This window comes from Pseudomonas sp. TH41 (assembly GCF_016650695.1).
In the GTDB taxonomy this organism is placed as follows: Bacteria; Pseudomonadota; Gammaproteobacteria; order Pseudomonadales; family Pseudomonadaceae; genus Aquipseudomonas.
The window spans coordinates 546,448-568,358 of record NZ_JAEKFH010000001.1; the positions used below are offsets into that span (position 1 = coordinate 546,448).

Genomic DNA, 21,911 nt, shown 5'->3' on the forward strand with positions numbered 1-21,911 from the left:
AAGTGGGCGTTAATTTTTGGGTGACAGCGAATCGACCGCTAGCAGTTATAAACCCCCACCGCGCAACGTCGCACCGTACGCCGTGCTACCCCGGCCACACTGACCGGCGTGAGAGGGCGCCCGACAATCGCCTCAGCAGGTGAAATAACGCTGTGCACGCCAGGGATCGACAGGGTTTCACCGAGTTCAAGCGCGCCGATCAGGACGAACCCGAACACCAGGAAACCGCCGGTTTTCATCAAGAGGTTCATTTGAGTTTTCCTCGCACAAAATTCTTCGGCAGGTCATCTCCGTTGGGCAGGTCTTTCAGCTCGATTTTTTTGGCATTCGTCGAATTGTTGAACGCGAAGTCGTCAGCGGCCACTTCATCGCCGGTTTTCCAGTCCCGCAACTGAATGCTGTACTGCGGCCCACCGTTCACCTGTTTAGTCGTGATGACATAGCGGCAAGGATAAGGTCGGTCGCCTTGGGCGATCCAGATTTGCCAGTCGACGTCCTTGGTTCGAAAGGCCAGGTGATCGCATTCCACGCCGCCGATCACGCCACTGCCCAAATCCTTGATGTCGTTCACCCCGTCCATCAGTTCTGCTTCAGGGTTGGACACAAACAGGTCTGCGCCGGGTAACGGTCGGTTGTACTTATCCCTTAGCTCATTAATCAAATGATCCAGCGTGCCGGGCACCTCAACCTGCGTATAGGCGTTCGCGTTCTTGCCGAACAGGGTCAGGGTCTTGCCATCGAACAGCAGCTCGACATCGGCAAATCCGCCCGTACGGGTGTTGCGGATTTTGTCAGGCCGGTTCATTACCACGGTGCCGGACGCGGCCAGTGCGAGTTTCTGATTTTGTTTGGTGACGACTTCAAGGTCAGTGTCGTAGTTAAACGATATGTTTTTTTGCGCTGACATGTAGTCGGACATGTTCTTGAGCAGACTTTTTGCAGTGGCCTCATCGGCGTGTACGGTGATCGGACTACTCAAACCGACAACTAATGCCAACCCCGCGCCAGCGACGCGGATGGCAGCGAGTTCACTTAACTTTCGGGCGATCTTTTCCATGGAAGTTCACCACTGCAAGAATGCTGGGGGACCAGCGCGGACTTATAACGCTAGTCCCATCACCGGTATTTCGCCGCTTATTGAATGACCACTCATCTGACCTGCATGCCGGGGTACCCCCTGCGCAACGCCTGCGTTCGGCCTCTGGGAAAGGGGCGGCAGATCTGAAGCCAAAGCAACGGCAAGATCAAAAGATCGCAGCCTCGAGAGGCCCACGGAGCAGGCTCACCGCGAGACACAGCCCGAAGGTTGGGAAGCAGCGCGGCGTTCGATTGTGTTTGTAATTTGGCTTAGGTAACCTCGCACAAACACGCAAAAACAGGCATAAACATGCAAAACCAGCATTCGGCTGCTGAGCTCCCTCATCTGCGCCGGCAGAAAATCCTCTTGATCCTGGAGCGTGACGGCAAGGTCATGGCCTCCGAGTTGAGCCAGCATTTTGCGGTCTCTGAAGACACAATTCGTCGGGATCTGGCCGAGCTTTCCACGGTTGGCCTGGTACAGCGTGTACACGGTGGGGCGCTGCCGCGACCCAAAGACACCGGGAAGGATTTCTTCACTCGCGTCGACGAAACCGATGAGGTGAAAACCCAGCTGGCCCGACTCGCCGTTCGCCACGTGCAGGATGGCCAGATTGTCGTTTTCGATTCAGGGTCCACAACGCTGCAAATCGCGCGGTCGCTCCCCTCGGACATTTCCATCACGGCAGTCACTGCGTCACCCATGATCGCGATCACCCTGGCCGAATACAAAGGCATCAAGGTCATTCTGGCGGGAGGCCAGCTCAATCCCGCGACGATGTCTTCCAGCGGGCATGAAACCTTGCGTCTGATCGAGAGCATCAAGGCTGACCTGCTGTTCACCGGGGTGTGCGCGATTCACCCGGAAGTTGGCATCAGCTCGCTGCATTTCGATGAGGTGCCGGTGAAGCAAGCCATGCTCGCCAGTGCCTCCCACGTGGTGGCCGTCACCACGGCTGACAAACTGGGGGCCGTGGAGCCGTTCGTTGTCGCGCCATGTTCTCGGGTGCATACGCTGATCACTGAGCGCCATGTGGCTTCGGGGAGCGTCGAGGATTATCAAGGGTTGGGGATCGAGGTGGTGCAGGCCGACGTCTGAAGCGCAAGGCGCTCCACGACGTCTGTTTCCGCCGCGCTTTCGGACGCTTTCTAACGAAGAAAATGCACCGCTAACCCCATCAGTCCACAGCCCATCAGCACCTCAATCACCCCGCGCTTGAAGCGCAACAACGCTATCGCCGCGATGATGGCGATTAGCGCCGAAGGCCAGTCGAAATGGCCACTGAAGCCTTTCGGCCACAGTACATGGTAGCCAAAGAAGCACGCCAGATTGAGGATCACACCGACCACCGCCGCGGTAATCGCCGTGAGCGGTGCCGTGAATTTGAGTTCGTTATGCGTCGATTCCACCAGCGGTCCGCCAGCGAGGATGAACAGGAACGAAGGCAGGAAGGTGAACCAGGTCACCAGCGTGGCGGCGAGTGCGCCGGCGAGAAATGCTTGATCAGGTCCGAACACCGGGCGCACATAGGCGCCAATGAATCCGACGAAGGCCACCACCATAATCAGCGGTCCGGGCGTGGTTTCGCCCAGCGCCAAACCATCAATCATCTGGGTCGGCGTCAGCCATCCATAGTGGCCGACCGCACCTTGATACACATACGGCAGCACCGCGTACGCACCGCCAAACGTCAGCAACGCCGCTTTGGTAAAGAACCAGGCCATCTGGGTCAGCGTGCCTTCCCAACCGAACAGCACGGTGAGGATGCCCATCGGCAACGCCCACAAGGCTGCGCCGATAATGGCCAGGCGCAGCAGTTTCAATCCGCTGAAGCGGGCATGGTCCGGGGTTGGGGTGTCGTCATCGATCAGCGCAGGCCCGAAGGATTTCCGGGCGGCGCCGTGGCCGCCGGTCTTGAATTTTTCGGGGGCCAGACGCCCACCGACATAACCGATGACCGCCGCCCCCAGCACAATCAGCGGGAAGGGCACGTTGAACACGAAGATGGCCGCAAATGACGCGGCGGCGATTCCCCACAACGTATTGTTTTTCAGCGCCCGGGAACCGATCCGGTGCGCCGCCTGCACCACAATCGCCGTAACGGCCGGCTTGATCCCGTAAAACAATCCGGCCACCACCGGCACTTCACCGAAGGCGATGTACATCCAGGATAACGCAATCAGGATGAACAGCGACGGCAGCACAAACAGCGCGCCGGCAATCACGCCACCCCACGTGCGGTGCATCAACCAGCCGATGTAGGTCGCCAGCTGCTGAGCCTCAGGCCCAGGCAGCAACATGCAATAGTTGAGGGCATGCAGAAACCGCCGCTCCGATATCCAGCGTCGGCGCTCGACCAACTCCTGGTGCATGATCGAAATCTGCCCGGCCGGGCCACCGAAACTGATGAACCCGAGTTTGAGCCAGAAGCGCAAGGCCTCTCGCAGGGAGACCGGCTCGGGTGTTGTTTGATTCAGATCGGTGGCCGACGAGGGTGTGTCGCTCAAGCGGCTGCTCCTTAGCGATTCAGCTGTGGCTTAGTGCGATCGCAAACGAGACGACGATCATGCACGCAAACGCAAAATTGAGATTCATGAAGTTTTCGCCCGATATATCAAAAGTGCAGCCATCTTGAACAGGTCGGAAAAAAATAAAAAATTCGGCTTCATGATTTAAAGGATCAAGGAAATTGATGACAACCTGTCACTCACTGGGTGCCAAACATCGCCGTCCAGTAAATCCCCGCGTCACTCTTCGGATCCACCGCATACGCCGCCCCCAACTCCCGGAACTGCGGGTTCATCAGATTAGCGCAGTGCCCCGGACTGTCCAGCCAACCACTGACCACCTTGCCTACGGTGTCTTGTCCGGCGGCGATGTTTTCGCCAATTTGCTGGCCGACGTAACCCGCCAGTTCAGCGCGGTCACCCGGTGTACGACCCTCGCGGTCCTTGTGATCGAAGAAGTTGTTGTTGGCCATGGCCCGTGAATGGCCCTCCGCTGCGGTGGCCAGCATGGCATTCCAGGCCAGCGGAGTGGTAGCGGCGAAGGATTGTGTGCCGCATTGATGGGGTTGGCTGCGGGCGGTGTTGAGCGCTGCCATCAGCTTTTGCCCTTCTGCCTGCGTGTCGCCCAGACGTCCGCTCAACAACGGACGCGCCAGCACAATGCGCCACTCACGCCCATCCCGACTGACGCCGACATCGACGAATTGCGGGTCCAGCACCACTTGGCAAAAACTTTCCTGAATCGCCTTCATTGCCGCTGGCGCATCTCGCGGCCCGGACAGGCTGATCGCCTGCACGTTGACCATCGGATACCCCGCGCTCTGCATGGCCTGCTGCAGATTGCCAACACTGGTGGCGGACAGCGCCAGACGTGGATCGCCCGCCAGCGGCGGCAACTCTCCCGCCGGCTGACCCGCGCAACGCTGCACTTGGCTGCGGTAGAGGTTGATCGAGTCAATCAGTTGTTTCTCGTCGGCCGCCAGCGCCTGGCCGGCGAATAACAGAGCCAGTGACAACGCGGCAAAACGTGGAATGGATGAAATCAAACGCATGGAAATCCCCCTTGAGCTGACTGCGCCCATGATGCGCGATTTCACCCCCGTGAGCGCAATGCCTTTTCGCGCCGAAATACAGTTTATTCGCCGTCTGTTGGAATGAATTTTGGCTACTACAATCAAGCCAGATCGCCGATAAAACGCGTTACAGCGTCGACATTTGGTGGTTCAAACGCAGTTCACTCAGAAGGGTCGATCATGCGATTTATTTGGACAGTCACCTGCCTTGCATTAACCCTTCTCACTGGTCACGTGTTGGCGGATGACCAGGCACAAAAAAAAGAAGTGGCCGAAGACAAGGCTCAGGTCCTGGAACAGAAAGCCGCGGAGAAGGGCAGCGACGTGGTGGTGCCCAAGGCCGAAACCATCACGACCTCTGAAGTGCAGGCAGTCGATCCGGCAGGAAAAGCGCCGATGGACGATGCAATCACCTGCCTGGCTCGTTCCATTTACTGGGAAGCCAAAACTGGGGAGTCGGCAGACATGGAAGCCGTCGCCAGTGTGGTCATGAATCGACTGGGCCATGAGGGCTTTCCGGATACGGTGTGTGGCGTGGTCAAGCAAGGCTCCGAGAAAAAGAAATGCCAGTTTTCGTGGTGGTGTGATGGGCGTTCCGATAAAGCCCAGGAAGAGTCCCAATACGTGATTGCCAAGGAAATCGCCCGCAAAGCGCTCAACAAACAACTGACCGACCGAACCCATGGCGCCATGTATTTCCATGACCGCAATGTGAAGCCGGATTGGGCCAAGGAGTACATCAAGACTACCGAGACCAAGAAGTTTCTCTTTTATAAGCCGCATGAGGGGGCGGCGAAGTAGGTGTTGGTCATCGCTGCGGATGGGGGTTTTTTGGATTGTGTACATATCCGTTTTTGCGGTAGCGGCGGCTGGCGGTTTCGCTCTTACAGCGAGTCCCTTTTCCAAACGCCTGTATGGACCGGGGGCCCGCCGCCATCGGCCATCCATGGCCGGGGGCGGCTACCGCGGCATCCTTGCCGCGGTGCCTCCTGCGCAACGCCTGCGTTCGGCCTCTGGGAAAGGGGCGGCAGATCGACATCTAAAGCGACATCAAGATCAAAAGATCGCAGCCTTCGGCAGCTCCTACAGAGCGTACGCACTCCCCCTGTAGGAGCGAGCTTGCTCGCGATGAATTCGAAGGCAACGCATTTTTCCAGACAGTACGCGTTATCGTTCACGTCCATCGCGAGCAAGCTCGCTCCTACAAAAAGCAGATCGGCGTATCGCTTTGGCTGTTCACCACTCAACAGGCCGAGCGTTAGCTCGCCTGCAGCTTTTGATCTCGATGCACCGCCCCCTCGAGAGGCCGAGTGGAGGTTCTGCGCAGTGGGCAACCCGGCATGGATGCCGGGTTAGCCGCCCCCGGCCATGGATGGCCGATGGCGGCGGGCCCACGGAGCAGGACCGGAGCGAGGGCATGCCGAGCCTAGGCGAGGCACCGAACGAAAGGGGCAGAAGCGTTTGGTTACTTTGCGCTTTTCAAAGTGACCCGCTGTAAGAGCGGAACCAATAGCGGCCGCTACCAAAAAAACGGATATGCACCCCTGGGCAAGGTCATGGACGTCCCGCTAAAACTTCGCATAATTCAACGCATCAACAATGGCCGACCCACCAATACCCGTCAGCGACAGCAGCAACGCCCGAATCAGCGGATCTTCCGAATAACGTGAAAACGACCCCGTATTGAGCAGCGCAACCCGCTCGCGGATCATTTTGAATTTACCGTAGCAAGGCACCGTTTCGGGCGTTACCAGCAGGTAAGCATCAAGACGTTGCAAGGCCAGCGTGCGGGCCTTTTCCGCTGCACGCCGCAGCGACAACGCAGAGATGAGCAGCACCAGCGCCGTCAGCAGGAATGAAATGATCAGGCTGGGCGGTGACGGCCAGTTATCGAACGCGCTGCTTCGCGATGCCACCAGGATCAGCATGACCACCGTCGGCGCATAGATCAGCCGGTTGACGGCCGAGGTGCGCTTGGCGATCAGCTGTAAATCCACCCACTCGTCGATGCACGGATGCTTGAGCATGCCGAAGATTTTCTTGTGCTCCATCTGCAACGAGCCAGGCCAGATCGCATGATGTTCGCTGAGATGGCGAATGAATCGTGTCAGCAGCAGATTGGCATCCACCACCCAGAACACCAGGAACTGGAACACCAGGGTTGGAATCAGCCAACTCAGCATCCACCCCATAGAAGACTCGCCGCGAACGGGGATTCCCTCCATGGGCCAAACAACAAACAACACGCTGGTGACCACCACGTAAACCCAGGTGGCAAGCATCGCCCGCAGCATTCGCGCGCCGAGCGAACCGCAGACGCAGTGCTCACCCCAGAAGCGCGCAATGGAGATCATCTTGCGTCCGTCGGTGCAGTTGGCCTGGACGGCTTCACAGTTCTTAGACCAGTCGTCGCTGGTGGTCAGCAATGGGAAAAAAATCTTCAGCAGGCAGTGACCCAGTTCGTTGCACCAACGACGAAACGTCCAGTCTTTGCCTCTGCGGATCAAGCGTCGAAGTTGGCCCCACAAGGTCATCTCGTATTTGCGCATGTGCAGGCTCAGATGGTAGGCGGTTTCGATCTCGGCCCGGTTGATGCGTAGCCTGCGCCAGCCCCAGGCCAATGCCGAGATGGAAATCAGCACCGCCAGCAGCCGCAGCGCCACGGTCGGCCAGGCACTGATGCCTTCCATCAGGAACATCGGCTCACCGAGGCCATTGTCGGTCAAGGTGCTGCGCATCTGGTACGCCAGCATCAATGCGAGGATAAACACCACGAGCGGCACCACGATGTACCACGCCCAGGAGTCGTACAAGGTTGTGCTGCCCGTCGAATCCTCGGCCAACACCAGTTGCCTGGCGGAACGCCGGACCAGGTTCGAAGAGACGATGCCCAACAGGATCAGCACGAAGGTGAACCAGAGGAATTCCGCGTGCCAGAACCGCGTGGCGATAAAGGCGCAGGCCGCCGCCACCATGTACAAGGTCATTGGCACGCCGCGCACCCAGGCCAGCGGGGTGTCGCGGTCATCCTGTGGGCCTTCGATCCGCCACCAGACGATAAACCCGGCGAGTATCAGCAGCGTAATCGTCAGCGGGCCGGCCCAGTAGAAGGATTGAACTTGCTTGAATCGCTCACGGATGGACTGGGAGGGTTCAGGGTAGGGCGGTGGCGACGGGTCTTGAAGGCAGCGCAGTGCCATCAGGTCGTGCGGACGTATACCGAGATCGGACTGCGATTGCGTCGGGGCTTCGCAGTTGGCGGGACGCGAGGCGGTCAGGCGGCTCGCCAAGGGTATGAAGCCGCTGATGCCCACCTCATAGATCCCCGGCGACAGCAACTCCGATTTGGAATAGTCGAACTTCGCGCGCTTGGCGTCGAAGGACTGCGGCGCGAGGGCGGCCAGTACCGAGATGAACACCGCACTTTGCAGACTGTCGCGAAACGGCGGCACGTCTTGTTGCAGGGCGCGTGTCAGCGTCAGTCCATAGGGTGCGGCGAGTATCAGGTTGCGGGTGGTTTGCGCCTGGCCCCGTTGCAGCATGCGGGCGTCGAGGTCCGTGGAAAAATACAGTTTGTACGGCATCCGGCTCTTGAGCGCCTGCAGCACCAACAGCTTGTCGTAGGCGTCCACGCCCAGTACGCCGATAGCGCCGATGCCGCTTTCGCCGTTGCGTCGGTAGGCCGCGTCCTCGCTGGCGATGTGGTCGGCGAGGCGTCGCAGGTAATCGAGCTGGGAGTTGCCGTCGGATTTCTCCAGTGGGCTGAGATCGATTTGACCCGCGCCGTTGCTGTTTTTGCTGGTATCGGTGTTGGCGGTTTTATCCGTGCTCGCGGACTCCTCCGGCAGGCGCCCGTCCAGGCCGCGTAAATAGCTGAAGCGCAAAATCCATTGATCAACCACCGCCCGCTGGTTTTTCTCGTCGTTGCCCAGGCGGGCGTCATTGGCCACCTGCGCCTTGAAGCTTTCGATCAACGCGCGGCTGTAGAAGCTGTCCCACTCGGAAATCAAGGCGATGCGATTACCGCTGCGGCGGAGGTCGCGGGTGCACGATGAGCCGATGCGTCGCAGTTTGCCTTCGCTGCACCGCACGCCGCTGGCCGGGTCAACACGGCGCAGCTTCAATTCCTCCAGCATCAGCTGGGTCATGGTGCCGTCGTCGCTGACGGTGCGCAGCAACTTCATGGGTTCGCGGTTTGCCAGAGGCGGCGAAAGTTTCGTGTAGCCGCGATCCAGCGTCTCGTTGTCGGCTGTGGCCAGCGGTGAGTAGATTTCGACAGTGGGCGTGGCTTTGCCGATGTCCTGGTCCTGGAACATGTCGCGCAGGACCGTCGAGGTCGAAGGGCCGATGACTTTGAGCACGGCATTGCCGGGTGATTCGGAACACGGCATTGGAGAACACGCCGCCGCGATTTTTTGCTTGAGGCTGGTGCGTAACGTTTCGAGCAGTTGCAGCGGGGTTGAGCCGAGCGCGTCCTGTTTCAACCAGAACACGATCGTTCGGTCCGGCGGTGGCGCGGCCCCTTCGAGGGCTGTCGGCGGGTCGAATGGATTGGACACGAAGATTTCATAAGGTGCATCGACGAAACCGGTTTTCTGCGGGGCGTCGACCGACAGGTTAGTGGCGAGTCTCAAGCAATGGATGTACTGCTCCTGATCCGGCACCCGGTGGGAGTTCTTGAATCCCGCCAACAAGGCGTAACGAATGCGTCGCCGGCGTTCAACTTCGTCGGCGTAAGGGCCGCCTTCGACCAGCGCCACCATGATGTCGGGCACCTGTTTTGCTCCGGACAGGGGGGATATATCAGGACTGCACACATTTTCGGCGTCCGGGTTCTTGCTGTCGGCGAGCTTCTTGCGATAACGCTCCACCGCATCGAAAGGGTCCTGCCATAGTCGCGCTTCGATGGGCAGTTGCGCCTGAAATTGTGCACCGATGGGCCGCGGTTCGAGGAAAGGCTCGCGGTTGAGGGCGAACATTGATACCACCAGACTGAGGATGACCGCACTGCCTGGCAGCCAGAACGCCAGATTAGTGCCTGAACCCTTGCTGTCCATGGCCTGGACCTCGCGTTTTCGGCCAACTGCTTAACGTTATGTATAGACGTATTAAAGGAGGCGCACCGTGCGGGCGAGTTGGCCAACAGCACGGCGGACGACCCGATCTACCGCATTGCTTTGCTCATGTAAGCGCCGCCCATAAAAAAAGGCACCTTCATCGTTTGACGAAGGTGCCTTTTGCGTGGGCGGCGGTTTTACAGTTCCATGCCCAAAAAGATCAGCGTATTGCCGTGGGCTTCAGCCGCTGCGCGTTGGTTGTAGCTGTCGCGATGCGAGCAGTTGAAGCCATGCTCGGCTTCCGGATAGACGACAATTTCGACGTTATCGTTGGTATCGAAACGTTCGGCAATTTTCTCCACGGCTTCCAATGAAATGTGGCTGTCCTGTTCACCGAAGTGCATCAGCAGCGGCACTTCGATCTCATCGGCCCGATCCAGATAATTCTGGATCCCGCCGCCGTAATAAGCGATCGCCACGTCCACCAGCCCGTTGGCGGCGGTGTGGTACGAGAGCAAGCCGCCAAAGCAATAACCGATGGACGCGATCCCGCCATCCAGGCCCGGTTGAGCTTTCAGGGCGTCGATGGCCAGTTCGATGTCGGTCTGCGCTTTTTTGATGTCGGTGGCATTCATCAGCTCGACCGCGCGTTTCCAGCCGGCTTCGTCGTAGCCCAGTTCGATGCGGTGACCGTTGCGCCAGAACAGGTCCGGTGCGATCACCAGATAGCCGTCGGCGGCGTATTGCTCGGCGACGGAGCGGATGTGCTCGTTGACGCCGAAGATTTCCTGGATCAATACGATCCCCGGGCCTTTTTGGGTATGAGGAATCGCCAGGTAAGCGCCGAATTTACCTTCGGCGCTGTCGATTTCGATCCATTGGGTGGTCACGGCCATGGTGGCTCCTGTCTACGCAAGTGAGGTGGGGATGAAGCTTGCCACGGTAACATTTCAACGATTGTTACGGCGCCAGAAAAATCGTGTCAGCAGTGTATCAAGGCTCAGCTTGCCGGCACCCGAGAGCAACAATGGCATCAGGGCGGCGAGGTAGATCAACGGCAGTTTGAAGTTGCCATGGCCCTTGTTGGTGATGGCGTAACCCTGAGCAAGCTCACTCAATGTAGACCAATCGGCCGGCCAGTGAACGGCCGCCGTCGCAACAACCGTGACCACGATCAGAATAATGGCCGATATTCGCGTGCCCAAACCCACCAGGATGGCGAGGGCGCAAATCAACTCGGCCCACATCGACAGTTCCCAGTTGAGGGTGGCCGACACATGGTCGAACGGAAACGGGAAGCGGTCCTGGATGTCGGCGAACCAGTTTTCACCGTTCCACTTTTCCAGACCTGACTCGAAGAACTCCCAGGCGATGAACAACCGCAAGGTCAGGGGGGCGAGCCAGCTACCGGCACGATCGAGGTTCAGGTGCAGGCCTTTCACGGCCGACGAAATTGCAGTGTTCATGGGCTAGGTCTCCGTTCAGTCAGGAATGCGGGACAAACGGCGTGCCCCGCGCAATGGGTTACTCGCTGGCGCCGCACTTGCCTTCGCCACATTTGCCTTCAGCCGGTTTTTCCGCCGTATCGGCCTGGGCCTGGCTGTAGCCGTGGGCCAGTTGTTTCATGCTGAACGCTTCGGACTCGGAGGCCGAAGCGACGTTGGACAGCGCCAGGCCACCCGCGATGATCAGGCCGAGGGTCAGGGAAGCAGTCGAGCGTTTGAACATGGTGATACTCCGTAGCATTGAGTGAGTTGAGCGCTTTGATCGGCTTGGCCAATCGACAGGCACATTTCATCAAGCAGCTGTATCTGCGATGTGTCTTTGGCAGGGGGTTTTATAAGGGCGGTGTGTCAGAAGCAGGGCTGTACACACTTTGATACGTACATCTGTAGGAGCTGCCGAAGGCTGCGATCTTTTGATCTTCGTTTCTAAAAGCAAAATCAAAAGATCGCAGCCTCCGGCAGCTCCTACCGGGGTATGGGATTGATTCGTGGGAATGGGTGTTTCGTTGGCTCCTACGCGGCTTCAACCGCTTTGCTGTAAACGGCACAGGTGTTCGGGTACTCAGCCAACGACTTGAAACGGCGACTGTTGGCGTCCAGCGCATCGACCGAACCGGTTTCGATGTCGTAGACCCAGCCATGCAGGTTCAGCAGGCCTTTTTCCTGAGCCAGTCGCACGCTCGGGTGGGTCTGAATGTTGGCCAGTTGGGCGATCACATTTTCCCGGACCATCGAGCTCACTTTTGCCGCGTCATTGGCGTGAGGGCGGGACTCGTTGATGACTTTCGCCGACTCTGCGTGTTGCAACCAGCCGCTGACGGCGGGTAGGTGATCCATGCATTTGCACTGGGCGACAGCGGTCATGGCGCCACAATCCGAATGGCCGCAGATCACGATGTCGGTGACCCCCAGTACCGCGACCGCATATTCGACGGTGGCCGATACACCGCCCGGATGCGGGCTGTAGGACGGCACGATATTGCCGGCGTTGCGGATCACAAACAGTTCACCGGGTTCTTGCTGGGTCAGCAGTTCCGGGACGACACGGCTGTCGGAACAGGTGATGAACAGCGTGCCGGGGTGTTGCGTGGTGGCCAGGTGTTTAAACAGGTCGGTCCGTTGTGGGAAGGCTTCCTTCTGGAACTTCAAAAAACCGTCGATGAGCGCTTTCATGGTGGTTTCCTTATACGTGATTCAAATGATGTTCCCGTAGCAGCTGCCGAGCCCTGTAGGAGCGAGCTTGCTCCGGGCGGCGTTCCGACGAAGAATTTAAGAGCAACGCGTTTGTTCAGGAAGAACGCGTTATCGTTAACCTCCTTCGCGAGCGAGCTCGCTCCTACAGGGGATTGCGTGTCTTAACGGCCGGTATCTGCTTAGAAAGGACGCAATGGCAGGAACTTGCCATCGAGGGTGATCACGGCGCGGGAGCCGCCTTCCGGGTCTTCGACTTTCTTCATGTCGAGCTTGAAGTTGATGGCGCTGATAATGCCGTCGCCGAATTGTTCATGAACCAGGGCTTTGAGGGTGGTGCCGTAGATCTGGATCATCTCGTAGAAACGGTAGATGGTCGGGTCGGTCGGGACACCCGAGAGGCTGCCGCGCAGCGGAATGATCTGCAGACGGGCTACGGCGTCGGCGTCCAGGTCGAGTTTCTCGCCAATCACTTTGGCGGCGCTTTCCGGCAAGGGGTGCTGACCGAGCAGGGCTGCAGTGACGTAGGCCAGACCCAGGCCGGTGCCGTCGGTCAGGTCCTGCCAGGACAGGTTTTTGCGCGCCTTGGCGTCGAGGATCGACGTGGTCAGGGCCAGGCTTGGGTCGTTGTAAGCGTGCGACTGTTGCATGGGGTTGCTCCTATCGGGTGGGTATCGCTTGGGTGTGGAGCAATCTTCTGCCGTTTGATCCATAGCGTCCAAGACCGATATACAATGCAACGCATAAGTGCTGCCTATGGATGGTGACCCCCATGCTGCTCCGACATCTGCGCTATTTGCTGGCGGTCGCCGACCACGGCGGTTTCACCCGCGCCGCCGAGGCGCTGCACGTCTCTCAGCCGACCCTGTCTCAACAGATCCGGCAACTGGAAGAAACCCTGGGCGTCAGCCTGTTCGACCGAACCTCGCGTACGGTCAAGCCCACCGATGCCGGCGAGGCCTACATCGAGTGCGCCCGACGGGTGTTGGTGGAACTGGCCGCCGGCAAACGCGCGCTGCATGACGTGAAGGACTTGTCCCGGGGCTCGTTGCGGCTGGCCATGACGCCGACCTTCATGGCGTACCTGGTGGGACCGTTGGTGCGCGATTACGTAGCGCGGTTTCCGAACATCCATCTGGAGATTTTCGAGTTGTCGATGGACGACATCGAGGCCAGGTTGGCGGATGACTCTCTGGACATCGCCATCGCGTTTTCCCAGGTGCGCAGTGCCGACATCGAATCGATCCCGGCGTTTACCGAAACGTTGGGGGTGATGGTCGGGCGCGATCATCCACTCTATGAAAACCACAGTGCGTTGTCCGCCGAGGACGTGGCGCAGTTGGAGTTTGCGTTGCTGGCCCAGGACTTCGTCACTCGCACCCGCATCGATGAGTACTTTGCCCACGCACAGATCACGCCGAAGGTGGTGATTGAGGTCAACTCGGTGAACACGTTGCTGGAAGTCATCCGGCACACGGCCATTGCCACTATTCTTCCGGAAGCCATCGCCACCCAGGACCGTGCGCTGCGTAAAATTCCGCTGCTGGGGGAGGCGCCCAGGCGTGGCGCCGCTCTACTACGACGCAAAAATAACTATCACAGCGCGGCGTCGCTGGCCTTTATGGACCTGGTGCTGGGCGCGAAATCAATCATCCACTGACAGGCACGGGTTATTGGGAGTCTTGCCAATAGGGGTCACGATCACCGAGTCGTCAGCGTCGAGGAAGATCGACAGCGTGAGGCCCTGTCCTTTGGCTTCGAAGTGGTGATCGTCGATGGCTTTGCTCTCGGCTTCTTTGCCGTTGATCAACACCGGCCCGTCCTGATCCGCGTGGACGGGGATTTTACCGGGGCAGTCGACATCGAAGGAGGGCATGCCGGGCGTACTGTCTGCGTAAGCAACATTCACCAGTGCCAACAACAGCATGAGCGTCAGGGTACTTTTCATCGCAAGCCTCCAATGGTCAGTGGATAGACTTAACGATAGCTAGGTTTGATGAGCACGAGAAAAACAAAAAGGCCCCGCTCGATGTGACGAGCGGGGCCTTCTTTATTGAGGGGGGAGGGATTAAACCCCCATTGAGCAATCAATAGAACCGGTCAATCACCCGAACTTCGTTGTGGTTCTGCATCGATGCCCACGCCTGTTTCAGCGTTTGCAGAACATTACCGATGAAGTCCTTGTCGGCCGCGGCTTTCTTGCCGACATAGCCCTGGCCGCGACGGTACATCTTCAGTCGGGCGAGCAGGTGCTGGTTGTTCTTGTCGAACTCCGCTTCATGGGCGTGAGGCGACAGGCAGTCGATATGAACCTGGCCCGACTTGCTGATCCACAGAATATGGCTGTCATGGCTGTCTTTTTGGGCAGCGAACATACGAGCCAGTTCATCGATAGTGGGTTGATTGTTCAGATTCATAATAAAGCCCCTTGACCATTTGGTGATCTTTCAAAGTTGATTCGCTAATACAAGTAGCCCATCGGTTAGTTGATCCCTGGCACCGAAACCAGGACGTCAGCGTTCAGCCGCCAAATTGGCGAGGTCCCGCGTCTGTTGCATGTAGTCTTGTTGAATAGCTGCTACGCAATAGCGTCACAACGAAGAGAAGCAGCGAAAACCTGGAGGCCACTGCCGACCTTTTCAGTGTCGGCCACAAGCTTCATGAGGATTGATCGCCAGCGCTTCTCGTCCTTGTACTGGACGTTCGGGCCAGGTCAGCTTCTTCAATCTGCCTTGTGGGCAGCGTGTATCCGGGGGAAAACAGCTCGGCGGTCAGACGAGCTTGCTCAAACATGTTGCTGTACTCCCGATCGGGGAGATGTCTGCATCATGCAAGGGCAAATCGGAGGCGTCAACGGTTTTGTAGTGAATATTTTCAGTCACTACATATTGTCGGACAAAGCCGTTTGGAATTAGAAAAGTAGGGGGAAGCGTTGGTCAGGCCAAAGGGGGCGGGGCCTGGAAGCGGTAGAAGGTGCACGGATAGCCGTCCACCTCTCGCTGATGTAGAGAGCACTCGATACCGACCAGTTCGGGCATGACCCGGGCCCAGAACCGCCGCGCAGGCAGGTTGGCATCGATGTGGAAAATTTGCCACTGACCGGGGATTCGACTCAAGAGGGCAGACACGACAAACGTCCCGACACCTTGGCCACGAAAGCGGCGAGTGACAAACAGGTAGCCGATGTTGTGTTCGGCGCCGTCCAGGTGTGTGTCGTTATCCACGGTCACAAAGCCGGCGAGCTCGCCGTCGACGCGGATCAGATACGGCTGGGTCGCGGGGTGGCGCCAGTAACCGGGTTTGGGCTGGACGTTGAAAAAACCATGCTCAGCCAGTTTCAGCGGCAGCCACTCGCTGAAGTCGTACACATAGAACTGCATCAGATTTTCAATCGTCTCCCACTCGTCGCGCTGGGCGGCGTGCAGTGCTATCGAAGGCATGCTGACGGGCTCCTGTTCAAGCGGGATTAATCAGTGAATAGCCCCACTCTAGACTCCCTCGTCCATTCGAAGTGGCCTCACGCTTTGCCGTAGTATTTTGTGGGTCACATCGAAGAAGAAGCTTGCGCAATTCACCTGAGGAACCAGGAGCGCCACCCACTAAAAATACATCAGGACTTGTGATCGTCGTTGGTTTCGGTGTGGGCCATCTGGTAAATGTGATTAACCATCGCGAAGAAGATGCCTGTGGATAAACCGCACATGAGGATGCCGGTCAAGCCCTCGATCGGCGCGAGCAACCGCCATGGTTTCGCCATCACCACCTCTCCGTAACCAATCGTCGCGTAAGTCACGCCGGAGAAGTAAAGTGCCGTTTCGAGATCGGGCAGACATTTCTGCCACAGATAAAACGCTGCCCAGATCGAAATTTCTGCCAGATGGAGCAAAAGCAGGTAACAAGCCACCCAAACCAACCTCCAGCTAATGGCCCAAAGGATCGTCGGATACGTTCTTGCCCAGCGATTCAGAGCCCTCAGCATCAGAGCGATACCGACGGCATGTACGATCACCGTACTGGCCGCCAGCCCCCAAGCGAAAAGGATGTTTGAAGGCATCGGTGTTCCTCAAGGAGTTCAACCCGATGTGGCCCCTGGATGACCTCGAGGCCATGCGCTACCGCGGTAGTTTCAGCACATTGATCCAGGGACCCGGCAGTTGCAGCAAGAGCTGTCACTTCACTCTAGTTGATTGACTACCAGGCAACCAGGACGCGTGAAAGTCGTCTGCTTTCGGAAAGTATTTTTCGGAAATTCGAATCCGCAATCTGCTGTGCGTAATGCCTCATAGAATTTCAAAATGGCTGAAAAAGTTTCAGGTCAAAATGAAAAGCTATGCCTTGCTCGCCGGTTTTGCGGCGCGTTTGGTGCCTGCCGATGGCTTGCGTTTGGCCGGTTTTCGTTTGTTCTTCCACGGTGTCGCACCGCGTCCGGCAGGGCTTGCCGGCCCGCTGATGGTCAGGCTCAGGCCGGCGCAACGGGCGACTTGTTTGCTCATCCACGCGGCCTGCTTGGTCACGAATTCTTCCAGGCTCATTTCACCGCTCTGCACCATGTCCAGGGCCTGCTCCCAGATCGCCGTGGTCCCGGGGTCGGCGATGGCGCGCGGCACGGCATCGATCAGGCTGAAAGCCGCCGGTGTCGCGGCCAGAGCCTTGCCGTTCTTGATCAGGTAACCACGGTCGAGCAAACCCTGAATGATCGAGGCGCGGGTCGCCTCGGTGCCGATGCCGGTGGTGTCCTTGAGCTTTTGCTTGAGCAACGGATCTTCCACCAGTTTGGCAACGTTCTTCATCGCCTTTATCAGGTCGCCTTCGGTGAACGGCTTCGGCGGTTGCGTCCACAGGTCTTTGAGTTTCACGTCGACCACCGCACAGTCGCGGCCCTCGGCCAAGGCCGGCAGTGTTTGCGGCGCCGGTGCTTCGCGGCCCTTTGTCGGGGCAAGGGCCTCGGGCAGGGCACGTTTCCAGCCGGGCTCGACGATCTGCTTGCCCACTGCGCGCAGGGCTTCGCCTGCACAGTCGAAGTCGGCCTGGGTCCGGTCGTATTCATGGTTGGGTAGAAACTGCGCCAGATAACGCGCGCGGATCAGGGTGTAGACCGCGCGCTGTTTGCCCACCAGTCGCTCAAGGTTTTTCGCCGCGGCCGTGGGGATGATGCCGTGGTGCGCGCTGACCTTGGCGTCGTTCCAGGCCCGCGAGCGTCGCTGCGGTTCCAGGTGATCGTTCAAGGCATTCAGCGTCGGGTCAGCCTGGCGCAGCGCCGCCAGAATACTGGGCGCTTCGCTGTGTTGACTCACGGGCAGATAGCCACAATCGCTGCGGGGATAGGTGATGACTTTGTGGGTTTCGTAGAGCGCCTGGGCAATATCGAGGGTTTCTTGCGCGCCGAGACCGAGCTTCTTCGAGCAGACTTCCTGCAAAGTGCCGAGATCGAACGGCAGCGGCGCCACTTCACGCATTCGCTCGGTGCGCACTTTGATCACCCGGGCAGTCGTCGCACCGCCCATCGCCGAAGCGGCCTGTTGGGCGAGCGCCTGATTGAGGCAGCGATCCTGATCGTCGCAAACCTCGGAGGCCGCGCGCCATTGGGCGGTGAACGCGGTGCCGTCGTGCCGCAATTGCACGTCGATGGCCCAATAAGCCACCGGCACGAAATCGGCGATGCTGCGGTCGCGATCCACCACCAGGCGCAAGGTAGGCGTTTGTACCCGGCCAACCGGCAATACGCCTTGATAGCCTGACTGACGCCCCAGCAGTGTGAACAGCCGACTCATGTTCATCCCGATCAGCCAGTCGGCCCGGGAACGCCCCAGCGCCGAATGATAAAGACTGAAGGTTTCGGCCCCGGGCTTGAGTGCCGCCAAGGCTTTGCGGATGGAGGCATCGTCCAGCGCCGAGAGCCACAGACGCTGGATCGGCCCGCGATACCGGCAATGCTCCACCAGCTCCCGGGCGATCATCTCGCCTTCACGGTCGGCGTCAGTGGCGATCACCAGCTCATCGGCTTCGCCAAGCAGCCGTTTGACGGCTTTGTACTGGCTGGCCGTGCGCGGTTTGACGGTCATCTTCCACTTTTCTGGAATGATCGGCAGATCCGCCAGTACCCAGCGCTTGTAACGTGCGTCGTAGGCATCCGGCGGCGCGGTTTCCAGCAGGTGGCCGATGCACCAGGTCACCGTGACGTCCGTGCCCAACCAGCAGCCGTCGCCACGACGCCTGGCGCCGAGCACCGCCGCAATGTCTTTGGCCTGGGAAGGTTTTTCACAGAGGTACAGCCGCATAACCACCATCGCTCATCAACTGTCGAGAGGCGGACAGAATGGCGGCTGATGAAGGAAGGAGCAATCTTTATCTGTATGGATGTACAGTTTTTTGCCCTTGTGGGAGCGAGCTTGCTCGCGATGGTCGTTAACGATGACGCGTACTGTCTGGAAAAATGCGCCGCCTTCGAATTCATCGCGAGCAAGCTCGCTCCTACAAGGTCCTGTGTTTAATAGTTGAGGTTCACCACTGGCAGGTCCAGCTTGGCGTCGGGCTCGCGCCTGAGGATGGTGAGTAGCGCGGCGGTAATGACGTTCACGTCGTTGTCGAATCCTCCGTGGGAAGTGTCCGCCTTGGTGCCCGCGCCATAGTTCATTTTGGGATCGTTGAAGATGTGCAGGGTTTTCGCGAATTTGTCAGGCAGCCCGCGGCCTGTTGCGGCAAAACCGGCTGGAATGGTGTTCCCCCAGTAAAACTGATTCCACTGTTCGGTCATGCTTTTCGCGGCAATGTTCCACTCGGACAGATCCGGGTCGCTGAAGTCCTGGAAGTCTTTATCCAGGGCTTTGGCCATGCCCAGCAGCGGCATGCGTTGCAATTCTTCGTAGGCTCGGGACACGAGATACAGCAGTGACTTGTGGTAGACGTTGATGACGTTGTCGTCCTGTTCGCGGTTGTCGGACATCATGTGGATGTGGAAATCATCGCGCTTGAGTCCACCGGCCTCGATGACTTTGCGATAGGTCTGGTTGGCGAAATCGAGGGTGCAGGCCGGGGCCATCAGCGTCGACGTTTCGATGGACAAGCTCCTGGCCGACAACAGTTGAATCAAATGGCCATTGATCAGCGAGCCCGCCGAGTGACCGATCAGGTGCAACTCGACGTTTTTCTTGCCCATGTCGGCGACGAGGGTTTTCAGGTTATTCGCCATTTCCACCAGCCCGCGCGGCGTGAAGCCTGCCACGGACGCGGCGTCGGCGTTTTGTTTCATCTGGCTCCACTGATCGCCGCCGAGTTTCTTGGTGGCCAGCTCCACCGTGCGGTCCAGGCCTTCCAGGGCCTTGTCCTTGATGTTCTTCAACACATCACTGAGGCTGCCTGCTCCGGGAAACAGTCCCGGCAGGGTGTCTTGAACGATGTCGGCGAACGTTTCCAGCGCGCCGGTGCGCCACGTGACAAACAGCGGGTAAATGCCGTTCTCGAGGAAGTAGGGCGCCATCGCACAAATCCGGTTGATGGAGTCTTGCTCTGAATTGAGCCCGCCATGGGCAATGACGGCGATCCTCAGCACCACCGGTTTGCTGGCTGCCGGCAGCTTGTCGTACCAGGCGCGCGGGGATTCGTAGACGATGCGCTTGACGCCCGCCTGGACGTTTTCCACGTCGGTGAGTCGGGGGCCGATGCTGCCGTTGTTTTCCATCACGATGGTCAGTCCATAGGCCTGGTCCATGGTCAACAACGGCGGGCCTTTGCGGTCGAGATCGCGGGCGCTGGCGGTGAACAGCGAGACACCTTCGCGCTTGGCGCTGGCGCTCGACAGCGCGTTGCGAAACGGCGATCGAGCATCGGCCCTGGCGCGTGACGACGGGCTATTTGATAGCGCACCGTGTTCGATCGGCACGCCGAGGGCCACGGTCCAGGCGTCGGTGCCATTGGCCAGCCAGTCCTCGAACGTGAGGATGGCGAAGCCTGAAAATCCCCAATCGGTTGACCAGGAGTTCTGCACGATGAACCCCTGATGGGTGTAGCCGATCAAGGCAAACGCGTGACCGCCCTGTCGCTTTGTCGGCCATTTGATGACGGGAAGCTGAGACATGCTCTTGAACACCACGGGCGGACGTTTTTTGGCTTTGGGCTGCATCAGCGCCCAACCCTGATGCACATTGGCGGAAACGTACAGCACGTCCGCTTCGTAGAGCGCCGCCATCATGGCGGTGATATCGTCTTTCTCGACGCGGTAATAGACCCCCAGCGGTCGAGTCATCGCATCAATTGCCCAATTCTCGGCCGGCGCTTCGAAATCCGGCACCGAGCCGTCGGGTTTTACGGTATACGGCCACAGCGCCTGCGCGCAGACGCCATGCTTATGCCATCCCTTCAAGGCACCCCGGCAACTGGAGCCGGTGTAGTCTTCACCTGGCCACTCGTCATACAGCTTGGCCAAATGATAAAGCTGGCGCGGGCTGGTTTGGGTGGAGGCCCGGTCCCGCCGCCACAACAGATAGTTGACCACCGCCGCCAACCCGAACCCGGTGCACGCGCCTTCGTTGCCCTGATAAAGCACCATGCCTTTACCCAGGTAAGCCGAGAGCTCGGTCGCAATACTTTTGTCGGCGGGCCAGGAGGGCGGCAGTGACTGGACTCGCGGGGTGAAAATGCGATCACGCAGATCCAGGCGATCCGGACGGGCGTCGAGGGTGATGATCTTTTGATCGAGAGCGAACTGTGTGGCAGGCATGTGGGGTCCCTCAAGCTGTTGAGACTCGTACCCCCACGCCACGACTGCTCAACTGCCCAGTAGGGGTGTCAACGGTGCTATAGATCGTAGACGAAGTTTTACCGGGTTCGAGTGTTTCGCCGGTTTCCAGGAGCGTGCCACCCCGTTCGGCTGCGAAACAGTCGTGATTGCGAAATCTGGGTTATACCTGACAGTCGTGGTCTCAGGTTTTGGGGCTGTTGCGCAGCCATCGCGGGCATTGCTTCTAGTCTGTTCACCCTGGAGTGTAGGAGCGAGCTTGCTCCGGGCGGCGTTCCGACGAAGGACGTTAACGATAACGCGTTCTTCCTGAATAAACGCGTTGCTCTCAAGTCCTTCGCGAGCAGGCTCGCTCCTACCTGCAGGTTCATTAGCATCATGAGGAACGTATTCCATGAAAACCTCCGCTCCTAGTCCTGTCATTACCATCGCCGAGCAGCCAGGCTGCCTGTTGGTGAAATTTCACGGTATCCAGGTGGCCGCGTCTGCACGGGCGCTGGTGTTGCTTGAGGCCAACTATCCGCCGGTGTATTACGTTCCGCGGGAGGATATCGACGAAAAGTACTTTGCCCGCACCGATCACACCAGTTATTGCCCCTACAAGGGCGATGCCACCTATTTCAGCTTGCAAGTCCCGGGGCATGAAGGCGCCAATGCAGTGTGGAGTTATGAGGACCCCAAGGTGTCCGTGGATCAGATTCGCGGTTACGTGGCGTTTTACCCTGATCAGGTGAAGTTCGAGCTCCTCGACTCGGAGGTCTGACAC

The 21,911-nt window shown here is 58.7% G+C and carries 20 protein-coding genes; 4 read left to right on the forward strand and 16 right to left on the reverse strand.

Features of this window, described 5'->3' with window-relative positions:
• Window positions 1-38 precede the first annotated feature (38 nt).
• Window positions 39-251 carry a hypothetical protein gene (locus tag JFU37_RS02510; protein ID WP_201112498.1) on the reverse strand — a complete coding sequence of 71 codons (213 nt, stop codon included), beginning with the start codon at window positions 249-251 and terminating at the stop codon, window positions 39-41.
• The gene (locus JFU37_RS02515; RefSeq protein ID WP_201112501.1) at window positions 248-1,057 is read right to left on the reverse strand and encodes a DUF2092 domain-containing protein; all 810 of its coding nucleotides are present in this window, start codon (window positions 1,055-1,057) and stop codon (window positions 248-250) included. Before JFU37_RS02515 ends, JFU37_RS02510 begins: the two co-directional genes overlap by 4 nt.
• Window positions 1,058-1,387: 330 nt before the next feature.
• Here JFU37_RS02515 and JFU37_RS02520 point away from each other — a divergent pair, with 330 nt between their 5' ends.
• Entirely contained in the window at window positions 1,388-2,176 is a 789-nt protein-coding gene (locus JFU37_RS02520; RefSeq protein ID WP_201112502.1) for a DeoR/GlpR family DNA-binding transcription regulator, read from the forward strand.
• A 50-nt stretch (window positions 2,177-2,226) separates the two neighbouring features.
• On the opposite strand, the gene chrA is transcribed toward JFU37_RS02520, so the two are convergent.
• Complete coding sequence (gene chrA, locus JFU37_RS02525; protein WP_201112505.1) at window positions 2,227-3,585, reverse strand: chromate efflux transporter; 1,359 nt, start codon at window positions 3,583-3,585, stop codon at window positions 2,227-2,229.
• Between the two features lie 200 nt (window positions 3,586-3,785).
• Complete coding sequence (locus JFU37_RS02530) at window positions 3,786-4,637, reverse strand: CAP domain-containing protein (protein WP_201112508.1); 852 nt, start codon at window positions 4,635-4,637, stop codon at window positions 3,786-3,788.
• Between the two features lie 201 nt (window positions 4,638-4,838).
• On the opposite strand from JFU37_RS02530, the gene JFU37_RS02535 reads away from it, so the two are divergent.
• Window positions 4,839-5,459 (forward strand): cell wall hydrolase, encoded by a 621-nt coding sequence (locus JFU37_RS02535; protein WP_201112658.1) that lies wholly within the window; start codon window positions 4,839-4,841, stop codon window positions 5,457-5,459.
• Between the two features lie 767 nt (window positions 5,460-6,226).
• Here JFU37_RS02535 and JFU37_RS02540 read toward each other — a convergent pair.
• From JFU37_RS02540 to cynS, 6 genes are all read right to left on the reverse strand, one after another.
• A complete protein-coding gene (locus tag JFU37_RS02540; protein ID WP_201112509.1) occupies window positions 6,227-9,715 on the reverse strand; it encodes a hypothetical protein in 3,489 nt (1,162 codons plus the stop codon).
• 197 nt (window positions 9,716-9,912) lie between these two features.
• Window positions 9,913-10,611 carry a dienelactone hydrolase family protein gene (locus JFU37_RS02545; RefSeq protein WP_201112511.1) on the reverse strand — a complete coding sequence of 233 codons (699 nt, stop codon included), beginning with the start codon at window positions 10,609-10,611 and terminating at the stop codon, window positions 9,913-9,915.
• 54 nt (window positions 10,612-10,665) lie between these two features.
• Entirely contained in the window at window positions 10,666-11,181 is a 516-nt protein-coding gene (locus tag JFU37_RS02550) for an HvfX family Cu-binding RiPP maturation protein (RefSeq protein ID WP_201112513.1), read from the reverse strand.
• Between the two features lie 58 nt (window positions 11,182-11,239).
• Window positions 11,240-11,443, reverse strand: coding sequence for an HvfA family oxazolone/thioamide-modified RiPP metallophore (locus JFU37_RS02555; protein WP_201112515.1), 204 nt, complete (start codon window positions 11,441-11,443; stop codon window positions 11,240-11,242).
• A 290-nt stretch (window positions 11,444-11,733) separates the two neighbouring features.
• The gene (locus JFU37_RS02560; RefSeq protein WP_201112517.1) at window positions 11,734-12,393 is read right to left on the reverse strand and encodes a carbonic anhydrase; all 660 of its coding nucleotides are present in this window, start codon (window positions 12,391-12,393) and stop codon (window positions 11,734-11,736) included.
• Window positions 12,394-12,593: 200 nt separating this feature from the next.
• Window positions 12,594-13,061: a cyanase gene (cynS, locus tag JFU37_RS02565; RefSeq protein WP_201112519.1), complete on the reverse strand. Its 468-nt coding sequence runs from the start codon at window positions 13,059-13,061 to the stop codon at window positions 12,594-12,596.
• A gap of 122 nt (window positions 13,062-13,183) precedes the next feature.
• Here cynS and cynR point away from each other — a divergent pair, with 122 nt between their 5' ends.
• A complete protein-coding gene (gene cynR, locus JFU37_RS02570) occupies window positions 13,184-14,071 on the forward strand; it encodes a transcriptional regulator CynR (RefSeq protein WP_201112521.1) in 888 nt (295 codons plus the stop codon).
• On the opposite strand, the gene JFU37_RS02575 is transcribed toward cynR, so the two are convergent.
• The 6 genes from JFU37_RS02575 to JFU37_RS02600 all read right to left on the reverse strand — a co-directional run bounded on the left by JFU37_RS02575 (window position 14,057) and on the right by JFU37_RS02600 (window position 21,127).
• Window positions 14,057-14,359: a hypothetical protein gene (locus JFU37_RS02575; RefSeq protein ID WP_201112523.1), complete on the reverse strand. Its 303-nt coding sequence runs from the start codon at window positions 14,357-14,359 to the stop codon at window positions 14,057-14,059. The genes cynR and JFU37_RS02575 overlap by 15 nt on opposite strands.
• A 139-nt stretch (window positions 14,360-14,498) precedes the next feature.
• Window positions 14,499-14,828 (reverse strand): hypothetical protein, encoded by a 330-nt coding sequence (locus tag JFU37_RS02580; protein WP_201112526.1) that lies wholly within the window; start codon window positions 14,826-14,828, stop codon window positions 14,499-14,501.
• 519 nt (window positions 14,829-15,347) lie between these two features.
• Window positions 15,348-15,851, reverse strand: a complete 504-nt coding sequence (locus JFU37_RS02585) for a GNAT family N-acetyltransferase (RefSeq protein WP_201112529.1) — start codon at window positions 15,849-15,851, stop codon at window positions 15,348-15,350.
• 170 nt (window positions 15,852-16,021) lie between these two features.
• Window positions 16,022-16,465 (reverse strand): potassium channel family protein, encoded by a 444-nt coding sequence (locus JFU37_RS02590; RefSeq protein WP_201112532.1) that lies wholly within the window; start codon window positions 16,463-16,465, stop codon window positions 16,022-16,024.
• A gap of 274 nt (window positions 16,466-16,739) precedes the next feature.
• Entirely contained in the window at window positions 16,740-18,689 is a 1,950-nt protein-coding gene (locus JFU37_RS02595; protein ID WP_201112534.1) for a DNA topoisomerase III, read from the reverse strand.
• Window positions 18,690-18,898: 209 nt separating this feature from the next.
• The gene (locus JFU37_RS02600; RefSeq protein ID WP_201112537.1) at window positions 18,899-21,127 is read right to left on the reverse strand and encodes a C1 family peptidase; all 2,229 of its coding nucleotides are present in this window, start codon (window positions 21,125-21,127) and stop codon (window positions 18,899-18,901) included.
• A 412-nt stretch (window positions 21,128-21,539) separates the two neighbouring features.
• On the opposite strand from JFU37_RS02600, the gene JFU37_RS02605 reads away from it, so the two are divergent.
• Window positions 21,540-21,908, forward strand: a complete 369-nt coding sequence (locus JFU37_RS02605; RefSeq protein ID WP_201112539.1) for a DUF427 domain-containing protein — start codon at window positions 21,540-21,542, stop codon at window positions 21,906-21,908.
• Window positions 21,909-21,911 lie beyond the last annotated feature (3 nt).